16 protein-coding genes and 3 tRNA genes are annotated in these 17639 nt (G+C 72.9%); 8 read left to right on the top strand and 11 right to left on the bottom strand.

All coding sequences use genetic code 11. From position 1 onward, the window contains the following. The first annotated feature begins 87 nt into the window (after window positions 1–87). From cofC to AB0B86_RS15855, 5 genes are all read left to right on the top strand, one after another. Window positions 88–735, top strand: coding sequence for a 2-phospho-L-lactate guanylyltransferase (cofC, locus tag AB0B86_RS15875; RefSeq protein WP_357411704.1), 648 nt, complete (start codon window positions 88–90; stop codon window positions 733–735). A gap of 103 nt (window positions 736–838) precedes the next feature. Beyond that, window positions 839–1036, top strand: a complete 198-nt coding sequence (locus AB0B86_RS15870; RefSeq protein WP_030335323.1) for a hypothetical protein — start codon at window positions 839–841, stop codon at window positions 1034–1036. Window positions 1037–1090: 54 nt separating this feature from the next. Next, window positions 1091–3442, top strand: a complete 2352-nt coding sequence (locus tag AB0B86_RS15865) for an RNA degradosome polyphosphate kinase (protein WP_357411703.1) — start codon at window positions 1091–1093, stop codon at window positions 3440–3442. Between the two features lie 24 nt (window positions 3443–3466). Continuing rightward, window positions 3467–4987 (top strand): CYTH and CHAD domain-containing protein, encoded by a 1521-nt coding sequence (locus tag AB0B86_RS15860; protein ID WP_357418360.1) that lies wholly within the window; start codon window positions 3467–3469, stop codon window positions 4985–4987. After that, window positions 4975–5853 (top strand): NUDIX hydrolase, encoded by an 879-nt coding sequence (locus tag AB0B86_RS15855; protein ID WP_357411701.1) that lies wholly within the window; start codon window positions 4975–4977, stop codon window positions 5851–5853. The genes AB0B86_RS15860 and AB0B86_RS15855 overlap by 13 nt, the downstream gene beginning before the upstream one ends. Window positions 5854–5859: 6 nt before the next feature. Here AB0B86_RS15855 and AB0B86_RS15850 read toward each other — a convergent pair whose 3' ends face one another. From AB0B86_RS15850 to leuC, 4 genes are all read right to left on the bottom strand, one after another. Beyond that, window positions 5860–7800 carry an endonuclease/exonuclease/phosphatase family protein gene (locus AB0B86_RS15850; RefSeq protein WP_357411700.1) on the bottom strand — a complete coding sequence of 647 codons (1941 nt, stop codon included), beginning with the start codon at window positions 7798–7800 and terminating at the stop codon, window positions 5860–5862. Between the two features lie 142 nt (window positions 7801–7942). Further along, the gene (locus tag AB0B86_RS15845) at window positions 7943–8623 is read right to left on the bottom strand and encodes an HU family DNA-binding protein (protein WP_357411699.1); all 681 of its coding nucleotides are present in this window, start codon (window positions 8621–8623) and stop codon (window positions 7943–7945) included. 160 nt (window positions 8624–8783) lie between these two features. Further along, window positions 8784–9371, bottom strand: coding sequence for a 3-isopropylmalate dehydratase small subunit (gene leuD, locus AB0B86_RS15840; protein WP_357411698.1), 588 nt, complete (start codon window positions 9369–9371; stop codon window positions 8784–8786). Window positions 9372–9386: 15 nt separating this feature from the next. After that, a complete protein-coding gene (leuC, locus tag AB0B86_RS15835; RefSeq protein WP_357411697.1) occupies window positions 9387–10832 on the bottom strand; it encodes a 3-isopropylmalate dehydratase large subunit in 1446 nt (481 codons plus the stop codon). Window positions 10833–10881: 49 nt separating this feature from the next. Between leuC and AB0B86_RS15830 the strand changes: the two genes are divergently transcribed. Further along, the gene (locus AB0B86_RS15830; protein WP_007456408.1) at window positions 10882–11568 is read left to right on the top strand and encodes an IclR family transcriptional regulator; all 687 of its coding nucleotides are present in this window, start codon (window positions 10882–10884) and stop codon (window positions 11566–11568) included. 166 nt (window positions 11569–11734) lie between these two features. Here the strand turns inward: AB0B86_RS15830 and AB0B86_RS15825 are convergent. The 4 genes from AB0B86_RS15825 to AB0B86_RS15810 all read right to left on the bottom strand — a co-directional run bounded on the left by AB0B86_RS15825 (window position 11735) and on the right by AB0B86_RS15810 (window position 13149). Then, window positions 11735–11807: transfer RNA gene (locus AB0B86_RS15825), tRNA-Glu, on the bottom strand. A gap of 153 nt (window positions 11808–11960) precedes the next feature. Beyond that, a tRNA-Glu gene (locus AB0B86_RS15820) sits at window positions 11961–12033 on the bottom strand. A gap of 132 nt (window positions 12034–12165) precedes the next feature. Further along, a tRNA-Gln gene (locus AB0B86_RS15815) sits at window positions 12166–12237 on the bottom strand. A gap of 108 nt (window positions 12238–12345) precedes the next feature. After that, the gene (locus tag AB0B86_RS15810) at window positions 12346–13149 is read right to left on the bottom strand and encodes a fumarylacetoacetate hydrolase family protein (protein WP_357411696.1); all 804 of its coding nucleotides are present in this window, start codon (window positions 13147–13149) and stop codon (window positions 12346–12348) included. 174 nt (window positions 13150–13323) lie between these two features. Between AB0B86_RS15810 and AB0B86_RS15805 the strand changes: the two genes are divergently transcribed. Both AB0B86_RS15805 and AB0B86_RS15800 read left to right on the top strand, forming a co-directional pair. Continuing rightward, window positions 13324–14952: a hypothetical protein gene (locus AB0B86_RS15805; RefSeq protein ID WP_357418356.1), complete on the top strand. Its 1629-nt coding sequence runs from the start codon at window positions 13324–13326 to the stop codon at window positions 14950–14952. Window positions 14953–14987: 35 nt separating this feature from the next. Further along, window positions 14988–15854: a 3-methyladenine DNA glycosylase gene (locus AB0B86_RS15800; protein ID WP_357413730.1), complete on the top strand. Its 867-nt coding sequence runs from the start codon at window positions 14988–14990 to the stop codon at window positions 15852–15854. Window positions 15855–15866: 12 nt separating this feature from the next. Here AB0B86_RS15800 and arfB read toward each other — a convergent pair whose 3' ends face one another. The 3 genes from arfB to AB0B86_RS15785 all read right to left on the bottom strand — a co-directional run bounded on the left by arfB (window position 15867) and on the right by AB0B86_RS15785 (window position 17606). Beyond that, window positions 15867–16292, bottom strand: coding sequence for an alternative ribosome rescue aminoacyl-tRNA hydrolase ArfB (gene arfB, locus AB0B86_RS15795; RefSeq protein WP_357413732.1), 426 nt, complete (start codon window positions 16290–16292; stop codon window positions 15867–15869). Window positions 16293–16326: 34 nt separating this feature from the next. After that, a complete protein-coding gene (locus AB0B86_RS15790) occupies window positions 16327–16626 on the bottom strand; it encodes a hypothetical protein (protein WP_357413734.1) in 300 nt (99 codons plus the stop codon). A gap of 95 nt (window positions 16627–16721) precedes the next feature. Continuing rightward, a complete protein-coding gene (locus tag AB0B86_RS15785) occupies window positions 16722–17606 on the bottom strand; it encodes a trypsin-like peptidase domain-containing protein (RefSeq protein WP_357413736.1) in 885 nt (294 codons plus the stop codon). Between the last annotated feature and the right edge of the window lie 33 nt (window positions 17607–17639).

The raw sequence follows: 17639 nt of genomic DNA, 5'->3' as shown, positions 1-17639 counted from the left end.
CCCGCGACACCCGCAGCGGAAATCATGCCTGCTCGCCCCCGGTACGGCCAGCGAGGGTCCCGCCGTCCGGCTGGCAGGATTGCGGGCGTGAGTCAGCCGAGGTGGGCCGTGGTGGTGCCGGTGAAGCAACTGGCCGCGGCAAAGAGCCGGCTGCGGGGCGCACTGCCGGGCGTACCGCACGAGGAACTGGCGCTGGCCCTGGCGGCCGACACGCTCCGCGCGGTGCTGGCCTGCCCGGCGGTCGCCGAGGCCCTGGTGGTGACCGACGACGCCCGGGTGGCGGGGGCGGCGCGGGCCGCCGGCGCGCGGGTGCTGCCCGACGAACCGGCCGCCGGGCTGAACGCCGCGTTCCGGCACGGCGCGACAGCGACCACGGCCGGGTGGGTGGCCGGGCTCACGGCGGACCTGCCGGCGCTGCGCCCCGCCGAGTTGGCCGGCGCACTGCTCGCGGCGCAGAACGGGCGACCCGCGGTACGCCGTTTCGTGCCCGACGCACCCGGCAGCGGCACCGTGCTGCTCACCGCGCCGCCGGGGGTACCACTTGACCCCCGCTTCGGGGTGGGCTCGGCGGTAGCGCACGCGGCGAGCGGGGCGCTGCCGCTCAACGGCGACTGGCCCAGCCTGCGCCGGGACGTGGACACCGCCGCGGACCTGACCGCCGCCGCCCGGCTCGGGCTGGGGCCACGCACCGCCGCGCTGGTCACCGCCGGCCGCCCGGCCCGCTCCGCGGGCTGACCCGCTCGGCCCGCCCGGCCCGGGCTGACCCACAAGCCCGCCCGGCGCGGACTGAACCGCCCGGCCCGCCCGGTGGGCTGACCTCCGGGTGTACGGTGCCAGCATGCAGGGCACGGTGGCCAGCTATGACGCGGCGACGCGCAGCGGGGTCCTGCTGCTCGACGACGGCACCGAGATGCGCTTCCCCGCGCGGGCCTTCGACGCCTCCGGGCTGCGGTTACTCCGGCTCGGCCAGCGGGTTCGCATCGACACCGATCCCGACGGCGAGGTCGTCCGGGTGACATTGCCGACGATGATCTGAGCCGGCGAGCCCAAGTTCATTTTGCGTTTACCGTAATCGGGTGATTATGAGCGGGTGAGCACCCCTCGCGAGCAACCGGCCCGCCCGCCCGCCACCGACCTCCGCAACGGTTCCCGCGTACGCGGCACCGACGGCCGCTTCCGCCCGTCCCGCGCCGAACGGGCCGGTGCCGCCCGCGCCGACACCCTCGCCGACGATCCCGGTGGTGCCTCCTCCGGGCTGGACGAGGTCCTCGACCCTCCGGCGGCCGTCGAGGCGGACGGGCCGGGCGCCGGTGCCGTCCATCCGGTCCTGCCGAGTGACCTGCCGGCCGGGGACGAGGACGAGGACGAGGCGGCCCGGCCGCTGCCGGAGGACCGTTTCCTCAACCGGGAGCTGTCCTGGCTCGACTTCAACGCCCGGGTGCTCGCCCTGGCCGAGGACCAGCGCACCCCGCTGCTGGAACGGGCCAAGTTCCTGGCGATCTTCGCCAGCAACCTGGACGAGTTCTACATGGTGCGCATCGCCGGGCTGAAGCGGCGGCTCTCCGCCGGTCTGCCGGTGCGCGGCGGGGACCGGCTGCCCCTGCGTACCCAGTTGGAGATGATCGCCGAGCGGACCGCCGAGCTGGGCGCCCGGCACGCCGCCTGCTTCGTCGACGACGTGCTGCCCAAGCTTGCCGAGGAGGGCATCCGCATCCTGCGCTGGGGTGAGCTGGGCGACCCCGAACGGGAGCGGTTGCGCACCTACTTCCGGGAGCACATCTTCCCGGTGCTGACCCCGCTCGCGGTGGACCCGGCGCACCCGTTCCCGTACATCTCCGGGCGGTCGCTGAACCTGGCGGTGGCGGTACGCGACCCCGACGGCGGTTCGGAGCTGTTCGCTCGGGTGAAGGTGCCGAACAACGTGCCCCGCTTCGTCCGGGTGGACCGGGACCAGCCGGGCGTGCGGATGCTGCCGGTGGAAGACCTGATCTCGGTGCACCTGGGGCAGCTGTTCAGCGGCATGCAGGTGGTCGAGTGCCACCTGTTCCGGGTCACCCGCAACGCCGAGGTGGAGGTCGACGAGGACCGCGACGAGGATCTGCTCCAGGCCCTGGAACGGGAGTTGGCCCGGCGCCGGTTCGGCCCCCCGGTCCGCCTGGAGGCCGCCGCGTCCATCTCCGATCACATGCTTGAGCTGCTCGTCCGCGAACTGGACATGAACGACCAGGACGTGCTGCGGGTGCCCGGGCTGCTCGACCTGTCCGCGTTGTGGCAGGTCTACGGCGAGGCCGACCGGCCGGACCTCAAGGATCCGCCGTTCGTGCCGGCCACCCATCCCCGGCTCGCCGAGGGTGAGGTGCCGCGCAGCGTCTTCGCCACCCTGCGCGACGGCGACATCCTGGTGCACCACCCGTACCACTCGTTCGCCACAAGCGTGCAGCGCTTCATCGAGCAGGCCGCCGCCGACGAGAACGTGCTGGCCATCAAGCAGACCCTCTACCGCACCAGCGGCGACTCCCCGATCGTCGACGCGCTTGTCGACGCTGCCGCCGCCGGCAAGCAGGTGGTGGTGCTCGTGGAGGTGAAGGCCCGGTTCGACGAGGTGGCGAACATCGGCTGGGCGCGCACGCTGGAACGGGCCGGCTGTCACGTGGTGTACGGCCTGGTCGGCCTGAAGACGCACTGCAAGACAGCGCTCGTGGTCCGCCAGGAGGGCAACCAGATCCGCCGCTACTGCCACATCGGCACCGGCAACTACCACCCGAAGACCGCCCGGATGTACGAGGACTTCGGCATGCTGACCGCCGACCCGGAGATCGGCGCGGACCTGACCGACCTGTTCAACGTGCTCACCGGGTACAGCCGACAGACCGCGTACCGGCGGTTGCTTGTCGCCCCGCAGGGCATCCGCAGCGGACTCATCGAGCGGATCGAGCGGGAGATCTCGCACGTCCGGCTGGGCATGCCCGGTCTGGTGCAGTTCAAGGTCAACTCGCTGGTCGACGAGGGGGTGACCGACGCGCTGTACCGGGCCTCCCAGGCCGGTGTACACGTCGACCTGCTCATCCGGGGCATGTGCACACTGCGACCGGGGGTGCCCGGGTTGTCGGAGAACATCCGCGTCCGCTCGATCCTCGGTCGGTTCCTGGAGCACTCCCGGGTCTTCCGGTTCGGCAACAACGGCGAGGCCGAGTTCTGGATGGGCTCCGCCGACCTGATGCACCGCAACCTCGACCGTCGGGTGGAGGCGCTGGTGCAGGTGAGCGACCCGGTCGCCCGCGCCGAACTGGACCAGGTGCTGACCGCCGCGATGAGTCCCGACGTGGACGCGTTCGAACTGGCCGGCGACGGCAGCTGGACCCGGCGTACCGGCGAAGACGCGAAAGCGCGGGCCCACCTGCAGGAACTACTGCTGCGCCGGGTCGGTGGCACGGCCAGGTGACCGATCAACGCCTAGGCTGAGCTGATGGTCGAGGAGGAGCAGAAGTACGAGGTGGACGACGCCTACGTGCTGCCGGACCTGACCGGCGCGGCCCCGGCCGGAGGTCGGGTCCGGGTGCTGCCACCGGTGACGCTCGTCGCCCGCTACCTCGACACCGTCGACCTGCGGCTGGCCCGTGCCGGTGCCTCGCTGCGCCACCGCCGGGGCGACGAGCTGCCCTGGACGGTGAAGCTGCCGACCGGGACGCCGGGCGTCCGGCACGAGGTCTCCCGCCCCGGGCCGAAGGGCCAGCCGCCGCCGGAGCTTGTGGAGTTGGTCACCGTCCTGCACCGGGGCGCCCCGCTGGCCCCGGTGACCGTGGTGCGGACGGTCCGGCACGCGTACGAGGTGTGTGACAGGGCCGGCGCGGTGCTCGCCGAGGTGGTGGACGACCGGGTGACAGTGCTCGACGAAGCCGGCACCACCACCGGCGCGTTCCGTGAGCTGGAGGTGGAACGCAAGGCCGGCGACCGGGCGCTGCTCGACCGGCTCGGCGCGGTGCTGCGCGAGGCGGGCGCCCAGAGCGGCACGTTCACCCCGAAGCACGTCCGAGCGTTGGGCGCGTCGGCGCAGGCCGACCCGGACCTGGTCGCGCCGGCCGGGTTGACCGCAGAGCCGAGCGCCGGCGAGGTGGTTACCGAGTCGATCCGCAAGGAGATCCACCGGCTGTTGGCGCACGATCCGCTGGTCCGGCTGCGCGCCCCCGCGGGCGGCGGCGACTCCGGCGTGCACCAGATGCGGGTGGCCTGCCGTCGCCTACGCAGTGACCTGCGTACCTTCAAGTCGCTGATCCGCAAGACCTGGTCCCGCCCGCTGCGCGACGAGCTGCGCTGGCTGGCCGGTGTCCTCGGCGCGGCCCGCGACGCCGAGGTGCTGCGCAAGCGGTTGCGCGACACCGCGAGCGCCGACCCGCTCAGCCCCCTGGACCAGGGCGCTGTCGACCGGCTCGACGAGGTGCTCGCGCAACGGCAGCGGCAGGCGCTCGCCGCCATCGACAAGGCGTTGCGCTCCCCGCGTTACCTGGCTCTGGTGGACGCTCTGGTGCTCGCCGCCCGCGCGCCCCGGCTCACCCGTGGCGCGGCTGCCCCCGCGGCGGAGGCGTTGCCCGCGCTGGTGGCCCGGCCCTGGCGGCGGCTGACCGGGCCGGACGGCGTCGACGGGCTCGACGCCCAGTCGCCGGACGGGCGCTGGCACGCCGTTCGCAAGGAGGGCAAACAGACCCGGTACGCGGTGAACGCGGTGGCACCGACAGTCGGCAAGGGCGCGCGTCGGCTGTCCCGCGCCCTGGCCGGGGTGCAGGACGTGCTCGGCGAACACCAGGATGCGGCGGTGGCGGCGGACACCTGGCTGGAGATCGCCGCCGAGCGGCCGGACGACCACGAGTTGGCGGTGACCGCCGGGCGGCTGGCCGAACGGGAACGCCTGTCGGTACGCCGGATGCGGGCCCTCTTCCCGGCCGCCTGGCACGGGGCCACCCGTCGACGGCGGACCAGTTGGCTGCCGTGACCGGCATCCGGGCGGCCGGCGGGGTGGCCTGGCGGCCGACCGCCGACGGCGTACGCGTCTGCGTGGTGCACCGCCCCCGCTACGGCGACTGGACGCTGCCGAAGGGCAAGTTGGAGCCGGGTGAGCACGCGCTCGCCGCCGCCGTACGCGAGGTCGCCGAGGAGGCCGACGTGCGGGGCGTGCCGCAGGTGCGGCTGCCGTCGGTGCGGTACCACAGCGAGGGGCAGCCCAAGCTTGTCGACTACTGGTCGATGCTCGCTGTCGCCAGCGGGGGTTTCCAGCCGGGCACCGAGGTGGACGACATCCGCTGGCTGGCGGTGGACGACGCGATCCAGTTGGTCAGCTACCCGCACGACGCTGAGGTGTTGGCGGCGTTCGCCGCGCTGCCGGCGGTCACCGCGACGCTCGCGCTGGTCCGGCACGCGCACGCCGGCAAGCGGGCCACCTGGTCCGGCCCGGACGTCGGCCGGCCCCTGGACGCCGAGGGGTGGGCCCAGGCGGCCGTGCTGGCCGACCTGCTCGCCCTGATCCGACCGGCCCGGCTGGTGTCGGCGTCACCGCGCCGGTGCGTGCAGACACTGGACCCGGCCGCCGCGCTGCTCGACCTGCCCATCGAGGTCTGCGGTGACCTGGACGAACCACAGCCCGGCCAGCAGGCCGACGAGCAGATCCTCGCCACCGCCGCCCGGCTGCTGGAGTTGGCCACCGCCGGTGGGCAGGCGGCGGTGTGCAGCCAGGGCAAGGTGCTGCCGGGTGCCCTGGAACGGCTGACCGGGCGCACCGACGAGGACTTCACCACGCCCAAGGGCGGCGGTTGGCTGCTCGCCTTCACCGCCGACCGCCTGTTGTCCGCTGACCGCTTGTAGGGCGGCTCAGCGGGGCGGGAGGGTCAGCGTCACCGCGACCGGCAGGTGGTCGCTGGCCGTGCTGCGGGGCGCGACCGGGTCGCTGGGGCTCAGACCGGCCGAGACGAAGATGTGGTCGATCTGTTCGCGCGGGTCGTCCGCGGGGCTGGTCGCCAGCGGCCGGGCGGCAGCCAACGCGTCGACAAGACCGACGTCCGTGAACTGCCCGAACGCCTCGTCCCCCGGCTCGGTGTTCATGTCTCCGGCCACCACCAACGGTCGACCCGCGGCGTACCGGGTGGCGAAGTCGGCCACCGCGCGGGCCTGGACCACCGGGCCCTGCCCGGGTGGCGGTTGCAGATGGGTGCTGACCACCGCGGTACGGACGTCGTCGCCCAGGTCCAGCGTGACGGCGAGGGCCTGCGCTCCGGTGGGCGCGCCCACGGCCGCCAGCGGGAGGGTACGCGGATCACGCATCGGCCAACGGCTGAGCACCGCGTCACCCCAGACCGGGTCGGCGGCCGGCCCGAAGACGTACGGCATGCCGAGCCGGTCGGCCACCACGTCCAGGGTGTCGTGGCCACCGTTGAGCAGCCAGGCGCGGTCCACCTCGCTGAGCAGCACCACGTCGGGGCGTTGCCGGTCGACCACCTCGGTGAGCCCGTTCAGGTCGAACCGACCGTCCAGCCCGAAGCCCATCCGGATGTTGTACGCCACAACGGTCAGCCGCTCCGGTGGGCCGTCCCGGTTGCTGGCCACCGGAATCTCGTCGGCGAGCACCGGTGCCAGCAGCGCCAGCGAGGCGACCGCAGTGGTGGCCCGTAGCGGCGGGAACGGCCCGGGAAGCCACTGGACGGCGGGCCGGGCGGTGAACGCCACCACGGCGACCAGGACGGCCACCGCCACCGGCACCGCCGCGTTGGGATATCCGAGGTCGTAGGCGGAGTAGTACCCGACGGCACCCAGCGCGAAGACCAGCATGCCGGTGGCCACCGCGTATCCCCGGCGGGACGCCCACCGCCCGTCATCCCCCTCGTGGTCGACAGCGTCAGCGGAACCGGCCCCGTCAGCTGGACCGGCGGTGGGGCTGGTCGTCGGGTCGTTGGCGGCGTCGGTCAGGGCCAGGCAGGCGCCGAGACCGACGGCGGCGAGCAGGATCGCGGGCAGCAGCAGGTTGCCCCGGTCGAGGGCGAACAGCACCGCGCCCACCAGCAACGCCACCGGCCCGTACGCGCGGCCCCATCCCCGTGGCGGCCGGGTCGACGCGGTGTACAGGAACGCGGCGACCGCCACCGGTACCGGCGCCAGGCCGAACAACGGCGAACCCGCCACACCGTCAACGGCGACCAGGTACGACATTCCGGTGCGGGCCAGCGCCGGGGAGAGCGCCACCATCGCCGCCAACAGCAGTGCGGGTCCGGCCAGCAGCCAGGCCCGCGCTCCACCGGCACCGGCGCGGTTACCGGGCCGCGCCGTACCGACCAGGAACAGCGCCGCCGCGACGGGGCTGAGCAGCCAGGCCACCCAGTCGCCCCGCCAGACCAGGTCGACGGTGTCGAGCACCGCGTGCACTGCCGCGTTGACAGCGAACCCCAACGCCAGCCCCGGGACCGGACGGTCGGTGTCGGCGGCGACGCCGACCAGCCAGACGAGCCCGGCGAGCAGCCCGGCGGTGGCCAGCCAGAGCTGCGGACGCCCGCCCGGCGCGGTGGTGAGCGCGAGCCGGGCGAGGGCGAGCACGACGGCCGCGACAACCGTTACCGGGCGGGCACCGACCCGGCGAACCACGGCCGGTGCGCCCAGCGGGAGCACGAACCAGCAGAGGGCGAACGCGCCCATCAGCTCGGCCGGGGTGGACGCCGCCTGACCGAAGATGGTGATGATGCCGGGCAGCCAGACCCGCAGCACGTCGATGAGGAGGATGACGCCGAGCGCGAGCGTCCCGGTGGTGACCTGGCGGTAGCGCACCGGCGCCCCATTTCGGTGTCGGCAGGCCGGCGGAGGGGGGCCGGCACGGCGATTCTGCGCGAGCGCGCCGACCGGGTCAACGGTCTCCGTACGCCGAAAGGGCGCCCACCCGCGGGTGGACGCCCTTTCCGGAGCTGGTCGGTCAGCGCTTGCTGGCCGCCTTCTTGGCCGGAGCCTTCTTCGCCGGCGCCTTCTTTGCCGCCGTGCTCTTGCTCGCCGACGCGGTGGTCTTCTTCGCCGCTGCCGACTTGGTCGCCGCGGTGGTCTTCTTCGCCGCGGTGGTCTTCTTGCTGGCGGCCGTCTTGGTCGCCGTGGTGGTCTTGCTCGCCTTGGCCGGGGCGGTCTTCTTGCTGGCGGCCGTCTTGGTCGCCGTGGTGGTCTTGCTCGCCTTGGCCGGGGCGGTCTTCTTGCTGGCAGCCTTGGCCGCGGTTGCCTTGGTGCCCGCGGCCTTGGCGGCGGTTGCCTTGGTGCCCGCCGCCTTGGTGCCGGCCGTCTTGGCCGTGGCGGTGGTGGTGGCCTTCTTCGTCGCCACCGTGGCCTTCGGCACCTTGCCGCTGGCCACCATCTCCTTGAACCCGGCGCCGGGGCGGAAGGTCGGGACTGATGTCTTCTTGACCTTCACCGCCTCGCCGGTACGCGGGTTGCGCGCTGTTCGCGCACCACGCACACGCTTTTCAAACGCTCCGAATCCGGTGATCGCCACCTTCTCGCCCTTGGTGACCGCCGCCTGGACCTCGGTGAGGACCGCCTCGAGGGCGTTCGTCGCCGTCTTCCGGTCCCCCAGGCGAACGGCGAGCGCCTCGATGAGCTCGGCCTTGTTCACGACTTCCTCCCGATTGTGCAACTGACTCGTCGCGAGCCATTCTGCGCGCACGTTATGCCCTGTGCTGCCGGGACACAAACATTCGGTAGAAAAAAGCCCTTGTGTCGTAACGGATTCACCCCCACCGGTCGGGCCGATGGGGGTGAAATCCGCTGTGCGGCTATGCCACGGAGGGCAGGAACGGCAGTCGCCGGGCCTCGTAGGAGTCGATGTCGGCGGCGTGGCGGAGGGTGAGTCCAATGTCGTCGAGGCCCTCCAGCAGCCGCCAGCGGCTGAAGTCGTCAAGCGGGAACGACCAGTTGGCGTCCCCTGCCCGGAGCTGGCGGGCGGTCAGGTCGACGGTTACCGGGGTGGTCGGATCCGCCTCGACCAGGTCCCACAACTCTTCGACGGCTTTCAATTCCAGCTCGACCGGCAACAGACCTTCCTTGAGGGCGTTGCCCCGGAAGATGTCGCCGAAGCGTGGTGCCACCACCGCCCGGAAGCCCCAGTCCCGCAGGGCCCAGACAGCGTGCTCCCGAGAGGAGCCGGTGCCGAACTCCGGGCCGGCGATCAGGATCGACGCGCCGGAATAGCGCTCATCGTTGAGAACGAATGTCGGATCTTCCCGCCACGCGCTGAACAACCCGTCGGCGAAGCCCGTACGCGTCACCCGCTTGAGGTACACGGCCGGGATGATCTGATCCGTGTCCACGTTGGACCGCCGCAGCGGCACTGCCGTGCCTGTGTGGGTGGTGAACTTGTCCATCTCCTGGAGTCCCTTCTACAGGTCGGCGGGGGCGGCCAGCCGGCCGACCACGGCGGTGGCGGCGGCGACCGGCGGGGAAACCAGGTGGGTACGCCCACCCCGGCCCTGACGGCCCTCGAAGTTGCGGTTCGAGGTGGAGGCCGAGCGCTGGCCCGGCTTCAGCGTGTCGGGGTTCATCCCCAGGCACATGGAGCAGCCGGCGAATCGCCACTCGGCCCCGGCGTCGGCGAAGACCTTGTCCAGCCCCTCGGCCTCGGCGGCCTCCCGGACGGCCGCGGAACCGGGCACCACGAGCATCCGGACCCCGTCGGCGACCCGGTGGCCGCGCAGCACGTCGGCGGCGGCCCGCAGGTCCTCCAGTCGACCGTTGGTGCAGGACCCGACGAAGACCACGTCGATGGGCAGCTCCCGCAGCGGGGTGCCGGGGCGCAGGTCCATGTATTCCAGGGCGCGGCGGGCGGCGGTGCGCTCCGAGTCGGTGACGAAGTCCTCCGGGTCCGGCACCGGAGCGCTCAGCGGCGCCCCCTGCCCCGGGTTGGTGCCCCAGGTGACGAACGGGGTGATCCGGCTGGCGTCCAGTGTCACCTCGGCGTCGAAGCGGGCGCCCTCGTCGGTGGGCAGCGTCCGCCACCAGGCCAGCGCCGCGTCCCAGTCCGCGCCCTGGGGCGCGTTCGGCCGACCCTTGAGGTACGCGAAGGTGGTCTCGTCCGGCGCGATCATGCCGGCCTTGGCACCCCACTCGATGGACATGTTGGCGATGGTCATCCGCCCCTCCATGGAGAGGGCCTCGATCGCCTCGCCCCGGTACTCGACGATGTGCCCACGCCCGCCACCGGTGCCGACCTGGGTGATCAGCGCCAGCACCAGGTCCTTGGCGGTGACGCCCGGGGACAGTCGCCCGGTGACGTTCACGGCCATCGTCTTCGGCCGGCTCTGCGGCAGCGTCTGGGTGGCCAGCACATGCTCCACCTCGCTGGTGCCGATACCGAAGGCGAGCGCGCCGAACGCGCCGTGGGTGGCCGTGTGCGAGTCGCCGCAGACGATCGTCATGCCCGGTTGGGTGACGCCGAGCTGCGGGCCGATCACGTGCACGATGCCCTGGTTGTCGTCGCCGAGCGGGTGCAGTCGTACCCCGAACTCGGCGCAGTTGCGCCGCAGCGTCTCGATCTGGGTACGCGACGTGGGGTCCTCGATGGTGAGCAGGTCACCACGGCGCAGGCGGAACGCCGGGTCGGCGTACCCGGTTGGGGTGTTGTGGTCCTCGGTCGCGAGGGTCAGGTCGGTACGACGCACCCGGCGCCCGGCGAGCCGCAGCCCGTCGAACGCCTGCGGGCTGGTCACCTCGTGCAGCAGGTGCAGGTCGATGAAGAGCAGATCCGGCTCACCAGCGGCGGACCGTACGACGTGCGCGTCCCAGACCTTCTCGGCCAGGGTCCTCGGCTCAGGAGTGACTCCCACCATCTGGACATCCTAAATTCTGGGAGGTAAGTTTCGGTTTGTGGGACACAGTATGAGCGGTGTCGGCGTTCTCGACAAGGCGGTGGTCATCCTGGCCGCCTGCGTGGACGGCGCCAGCCTGGCCGAACTCGTTGAACGCACCAAGCTGCCCCGAGCCACCGCGCACCGGTTGGCACAGGCCCTGGAGATCCACCGGATGCTGGTCCGGGACACCCAGGGCCGATGGCGCCCGGGCCCCCGCCTCGGCGAGCTGGCGAATGCCGCACCGGACGTCCTGCTGACCGCCGCCGAGCCGTTGCTGGCCGCGCTGCGCGACGCCACAGGTGAGAGCGCGCAGCTCTACCTGCGCCGCGCCGACGAGCGGATCTGCGTGGCCGCTGCGGAACGCGCCAGCGGCCTGCGGGACACCGTTCCGGTCGGCTCGGTGCTGCCGATGACCGCCGGCTCCGCGGCGCAGATCCTGCTCGCCTGGGAGCCGCCGGAGGCGGTGATGCCGCTGCTGCCGCGCAGCAAGTTCACTGGCCGCACCCTGGCCGAGGTACGCCGCCGCGGCTGGGCACAGAGCGTCGCCGAGCGGGAGGCCGGTGTGGCGAGCGTCTCCGCCCCGATCCGCGACCGCACCGGCCGCGTGATCGCCTCGGTCAGCATCTCCGGCCCGATCGAGCGCCTGGGCCGCCGCCCCGGCGAACGCCACGCCATGGCGGTAGTGAGAGCCGGCCAACGCCTCTCCGGCCTCTAACCCCCACCCCCACCCCCTTTCGGCGTTGATCATGAAGTTATTGCGCCCCACTCCGGCGTGTCGTGACAATAACTTCATGATCAACGGGGAGGAGGTGGGGCAGGGGGGTGGGGGTGGGGGAGACGGGAAAGGCTCACTTCGCTTCAGCGAGGTGAGCCTTTGGTTGTAGCCCCGACCGGATTCGAACCGGCGCTACCGCCTTGAGAGGGCGGCGTCCTGGGCCGCTAGACGACGGGGCCAGAACTTCTTCCGTTCACCACCCTCGCGGGTGGTGCGGCAGTAGTCTAGCGGCACCACTAGCGGCCGCGAGCGGGGGGTGGGGCCATCGCAGCGCACCGGCCGATGGACACGAAACAGCCCGCCTCACCAGGTGAGGCGGGCTGTGCACGATGTAGCCCCGACCGGATTCGAACCGGCGCTACCGCCTTGAGAGGGCGGCGTCCTGGGCCGCTAGACGACGGGGCCAGAACCAATTGTCGCTCCCCCACCCTGTCGGGCGGAGGAGCTGCACTCCACCGAAGCGCACTCCGCCCCGTGGGGGCGGAGTGAAACTCCGTCAGAATCCAGCGTCCGGAATTCTCGCGAATTCCAGCAGCGCTGGGGTACCAGGACTCGAACCTAGACTAACTGAACCAGAATCAGTCGGGCTGCCAATTACCCCATACCCCATTGGCCCCTTGCGGTGCCGGGAGTGAACTTTACCCTCCCGGTGCCGGCGGGCCAAATCGGATCCCCCCACAACGCCCGTGAGCTGCGCAGACGGGGGCATCCGACGGATCAGGCGACGGGCACCACCGGGTTGGTGAGCTCGCCGATGCCCTCGATCCGCACGGTGACCGTATCCCCCTCGACGAGCGGGCTAACCCCGGCCGGAGTGCCGGTGAGAACGACATCGCCGGGCAGCAGCGTCATCACGTGCGAGATGTACGACACCAGACCCGCCACGTCGAAGACCATGTCCTTCGTGCGGCCGAGCTGGCGTACCTCCATCTCCTCCGGATTGCGACCCACCTCACAGCGGATCTCCAGGTCGGAGACGTCCAGAGCGGTGGTGATCCACGGGCCGATCGGGCAGAAGGAGTCGAAGCCCTTGGCCCGGGTCCACTGCCCGTCGGAACGCTGAAGGTCCCGAGCGGTGACGTCGTTGGCGCAGGTGTAGCCGAAGATGGCGCGTTCGGCGGCGGCCCGGTCGGCGCGACGCGCACCCGGCGCCCCGATCACGACCGCCAGCTCCGCCTCGTGCTCGACCTGCTTCGAGAAGATCGGCAGTCGGATGGCGTCCCGGGGGCCGATCACCGAGGTGGAGGGCTTGAGGAAGAGCAGCGGCTCCTTGGGCACGTCGTTGCCGAGCTCGGCCGCGTGGTCGGCGTAGTTGCGACCGACACAGACGACCTTGCTGGGCAGGATCGGCGAGAGCAGTCGGACGTCGGAGAGGGCCCAGCGGGCCCCACTGAAGGACAGTTTGCCGAACGGGTGGCCCTCGATCTCGGCGATGGTCAGGCCCTGCGGCCCGGCCTCCGGTTCGCCTTCGACGGCTCCGAACGACATTCCCTTGGCATGGGCGAAACGAGCGATACGCACCCGGCCAATCTAGCGCCGCCGACCCCGCCACCGGCCAGGACCGGCCGTCGGGTGTGCGCAACCCGTCAGTGCGCGGCACCTTACCGGAGCTGGCGGTGACCGGGGTGGGGTTCCCGACTTCGTACCCGCACGGAGGCGGCTCGCCCCTAGCGTCGGCTCCGGAGGTTCGTTCGTATGCCTGCATCGACACGACACCACAGAGCCCTCGCAGTGTTCGTGCACTGCCTCGGCATCCTCGCCGCCGTGCCGGCCCTGCCAACGGCGGCGCCGGAGGCGTCGGCCGCGCCGCGACCACCAGCCGCGACGGCCCGACCACCGGACGCCACCTCGCGACCACCGGCCGCGCCGGCTCGACCGCCGGACGCCACACCACCGCCGGGCGGCGCGGCCCGCCCGGGCCCCACACCACCGCCGGGCAGCGCGGCCCGACCGGACACCACACCACGACCGGGCGGCGCGGCTCGACCGGGCCCCACACCACCGCCGGGCGGCGCGGCTCGACCGGGCGGCGGGCCGACCGGGGTGCCGACGGCCGCGCCACCGGAGCGCACGCATCCGACGGTCGCGGTGGTCGCGCGGATGTCCGCCGAGCCCACCCCGCCGTCAGCGCCACCGGCGGTGGCCCCGCCGTCCCGGGCACCGGCTTCGGCGCCCCCGCAGCAGGTCACGGTGGCGGTCGCGTCGGAGAGCAGCCCGGCACCGAGGTACCGGATCCAGGTGCGCAACGTGGGCAACGCCCCGGTGGACACCACAGTGCGGCAGGAGTTGCCGGCGGGGTCGGCACCGACCGCGATCAGCGCCGGTGGCCGGTCCACCCCGGCCGGCGGGTCCACCACCGAGGTGACCTGGCGGTTGAGACTGCCGGCGCACAGCAGCACCACGCTCGGCACCGCGCTGGCCGCGACCGCACCCGGCCAGCCACTGACCGCGCCGGCCTGCGCGTTCACGAGTGACGGCACCCGGCCGTACGACTGCGCCACGGCCACCTGGCAGGCGGCGGCGGCGCCGGCGGCGGAGGTCACCGCGGCACCCCCCTGGCGTCGGTACCCGGTGCTGCTCGCCGGACTGGCGGTGCTGCTGCTGGTCAGCGCCGCCCTGGTGTGGGTGTGGCGACGTCGGCGCGCGGGCCGGGTCACGGCTGCCGCACTGGCCGGCCGGGGCGGACCCGGCGGCGGGAGCGGAGCCGACGGCGGTCGCGGAACGATCTATCCGCGACCGGCCGCCCCGAGCGCGACGCGGCGTCGGCGTACCCCGCCGGTCTGGTTGTTGGTGGGTGCGGCCGTGGCGGTACTGGCCGGCGTCGTCGGCACCGCGGGCTGGACGGCGACCCGGCAGGTCTCGGCGATCGACACGCAGAAGCAGCCCACCAGCGGCGCGTGGGTGGGTAGCGGGGTCACCGGGCCGGTGGGGGTGCCACTTCGCGAGTCGGCGTTCGAGTTCACCGTCTACCGGATGTCGTGCGGAGCGCCCGGCACCGCCGGGAAGACCGACGGCGGGGGTGTCCCGCCAGCCAGTGGCCGACGCTGCCAGGCCACCGTGGGCGTGCGCAACATCACCGGCGACCACCAACCCTGGCACGGCCAACTGCAACGGGCCTACCTGCCCGGCGGGCGCTGGGTGAGCACCGACGAGCCGGCCACCCGGGCGGCGAACCTGGGTCGGGACATCTTCGCCGACCCGATGGCCGCGGGCAGTCGGATGGTGCTGCCGCTTGTCTTCACCGTCGACGGACGGGACCCGCCGGAGCAGTTGGAGCTGCGCAGCGGGGTGTTCTCCGCCGGGGTGCGGGTGCACATGCCCTGACCGGGTGCGCGGGCGGCGGTCGTACCCTGGGGTGCGTGACCGCCGCCCTCGCCCCCGCCGTGCTCGACGTGGCGCAGTGGCAGGCGCGCCGGCGGGCCCACGAGGAGCGGGTGGACGTCTGGCTGACCCCGCACCTGGCCCGGCGGCGGCGCGGTGAACGGCACCCGGTGGCCGACTTCCTGTTCACCTACTACTCGCACCGCCCGGCCCAGCTGCGTCGCTGGCACCCGGGCGCCGGGGTCGAGCTGCGCGGCGCCGATCCGGGCGAATTCGGCCGGGACTACCGCGCCACCACCGCCGGGGTCACCCTCGACACCGATGCGGTACGCGCCCGACGCGGCGAGTCGATCGCCTGGATCCGCTCCCTGCTGGCCGCCACCGCCGGGCGGGCGCCGCACCTCGGCTGCTTCGGGATGCACGAGTGGGCGATGGTCTACCGGCAGACCCGGGAGGAGCTGCGGCACAACTCCTGGCCGCTGCGGCTGACCCCGGAGCGGACCGCCGCCGTCGTCGAGGAGCGGGGCGTGCGGTGCAGCCATTTCGACGCGTTCCGGTTCTTCACAGCGCCGGCCCGACCGTTGAACGTGCTCACCCCGACCCGGGAGACGCAGCACGCGCACGAGCAGCCGGGCTGCCTGCACGCCAACATGGATCTGTACAAGTGGGCCTACAAGTTGTCCCCGCTGATCGGGTCGGAGCTGGTGGCCGACACGTTCGAACTGGCCCGGGAGATCCGCACGCTTGACATGCGGGCCAGCCCGTACGACCTGGCGGCACTCGGCTATCCGCCGGTGCGGGTGGAGACCCCGGACGGTCGGGCGGAGTACGCGGCGGCGCAGCGGGGGTTCGCCGACCGGGCCGCCGTGCTGCGCGACCGGCTGCTCGCCGCGGTGCCGGCCTGACTCGACCGCCGCCTACTCGCCGTCGGCGCGGCGGTCCCGTTTGCGCTGGGACTGGCGCTTCTTCTCGGCCAGCCGGCGCTCCTTGGCTCCGCGCGACGGGCGGGTCGCCCGGCGCGGCGGCGGTGGAGGTGCGGCGGCCTCCCGCAGCAGCGCGGTCATCCGTTCCCGGGCCGCCTCCCGATTGGCCAGCTGGGCCCGGTGCTCACTCGCGGCGATCGTCAGCACCCCGTCGACCAGGCGGTTGGCCAGCCGGGCCAGGGCCCGTGACCGCAGCCAGTCGGGTACGGCCGGCGAGTTGGCCAGGTCGTAGCTCAGCTCCACCCGGGAGTCGGCGGTGTTCACGCCCTGCCCACCCGGCCCGGAGGAGCGGGAGAAGCGCTCCCGCAACTCCCCGGCGGGAACGATCCACCGATCGGTCACCCGCAGTCCGTCGTCCACGCCCCGAGGCTAACCCGCGACGACCCACCGGTGGTCATCGGTGCGAAGTCTCCCGCTGCGTCGGGGAGTGGCCGGGCGCCGGCCGCCCGGCGGTTTCCTCGTCGGAGCCGACCGCCGCGTACGCCACCGCGCCGAAGAGCAGCAACGCGATCACCGCGGCTTTCACTGCGACTCCACGGATCAGTGACCAGGCACCTCGACGGGCGCCCGGCACCGACTTCCGGACCGTCTGGTAGTCGTTCCACCCGCGTCGTGCCCGGGCGTACGCCGACCCCACTGCACATCCGATGACCAGGCCCACCAGCAGGAGGACCGCGAGAAGAGGACGCTCCACCTCCGCCAGTATCCATACCGACAGTAATATTTCCATGGTCCGATGCCGTCCGGCCGGATATCCGACACTGGCCGCACCTCGGCTGTCCGCGCAGGTCAGCCACCCTTGCCGATGATCGTGTCGGCGGTCTGCTGCACCTGGTCGATCGGGATGGCGAACCCGATCCCGATCGAGCCGCTCCCGTCGATGGTGGCGATGGCGGTGTTCACGCCGACCACCTCTCCGCGGGCGTTGACGAGTGGCCCACCCGAGTTGCCGGGGTTGATCGACGCGTCGGTCTGCACCGCGCGGTGCCGGTTGTTGCCCAGCCGCACCTCGCGGTCCAACGCGCTGACGATGCCGGCGGTGACAGTGCCGGCGAGACCGAGCGGCGAGCCGACCGCGAGTACGGGTTCACCGACCCGGGTCGCGCCCGGCTTGGCCATCGGCAACGGGGTGAGCCCGGCCGCCGCCGGCACCTTCAGCACGGCCAGGTCGCTGCGGGGTTCCCGGCCCACCACCTCGGCGGCGAACCGTCGGCCGTCGGGCAGTTCCACTGTCACCGGTCCCCCACCGCCCTTGGCCAGGATGTGATCGTTGGTGATCAGGTGCTGCTGGTCGTCGACGGCGAACCCGGAGCCGGTCGCGGGGCCGCCGGTCGCCACCCCGCCGGTCGCGGAACCGGCTGTCGTACCCCCGGCCAGCACCGACACCACCCCGGGTACGGTCCGTTCGGCCGCGGTGACCAACTCGGCCGGGACCGGGGCGGCGGACGCCGCGGCCGCGCCGGGATCCGCGTCCCGGCTGGCTACCACGCCCCCGGCGACGGCGCCCGAGACGGTGGAGAGCGCCACCACGGCCAGCGCGGCGAGCAGCCGTCGGGGCCGACGCCCGCCCGGGTCACGCTCGGGCGGATCCCACCACCCGCGCCCGTCCGGGTCGAGCTGCGGCGAGATGAACCAGGGACCGCGCGGTTCGCCCAGTCCGGTCTGTACAGCCATGCGTACTCCTCACGGTCGACGACTGTGGTGCGC

The organism is Micromonospora sp. NPDC049047, assembly GCF_040649135.1.
Lineage (GTDB): Bacteria > Actinomycetota > Actinomycetes > Mycobacteriales > Micromonosporaceae > Micromonospora.
This window is presented reverse-complemented; position numbering and strand designations above follow the sequence as displayed.

Bases quoted from the DNA above. Each gene is read 5' to 3' on its own strand.
- AB0B86_RS15870 (WP_030335323.1), top strand. From the start codon at position 839: ATGCAGGGCACGGTGGCCAGCTATGACGCGGCGACGCGCAGCGGGGTC.
- AB0B86_RS15785 (WP_357413736.1), bottom strand. From the start codon at position 17,606: ATGGCTGTACAGACCGGACTGGGCGAACCGCGCGGTCCCTGGTTCATC.
- AB0B86_RS15830 (WP_007456408.1), top strand. From the start codon at position 10,882: ATGAGCGGTGTCGGCGTTCTCGACAAGGCGGTGGTCATCCTGGCCGCC.
- leuD (WP_357411698.1), bottom strand. From the start codon at position 9,371: ATGGACAAGTTCACCACCCACACAGGCACGGCAGTGCCGCTGCGGCGG.
- AB0B86_RS15860 (WP_357418360.1), top strand. From the start codon at position 3,467: ATGGTCGAGGAGGAGCAGAAGTACGAGGTGGACGACGCCTACGTGCTG.
- leuC (WP_357411697.1), bottom strand. From the start codon at position 10,832: ATGGTGGGAGTCACTCCTGAGCCGAGGACCCTGGCCGAGAAGGTCTGG.
- AB0B86_RS15805 (WP_357418356.1), top strand. From the start codon at position 13,324: ATGCCTGCATCGACACGACACCACAGAGCCCTCGCAGTGTTCGTGCAC.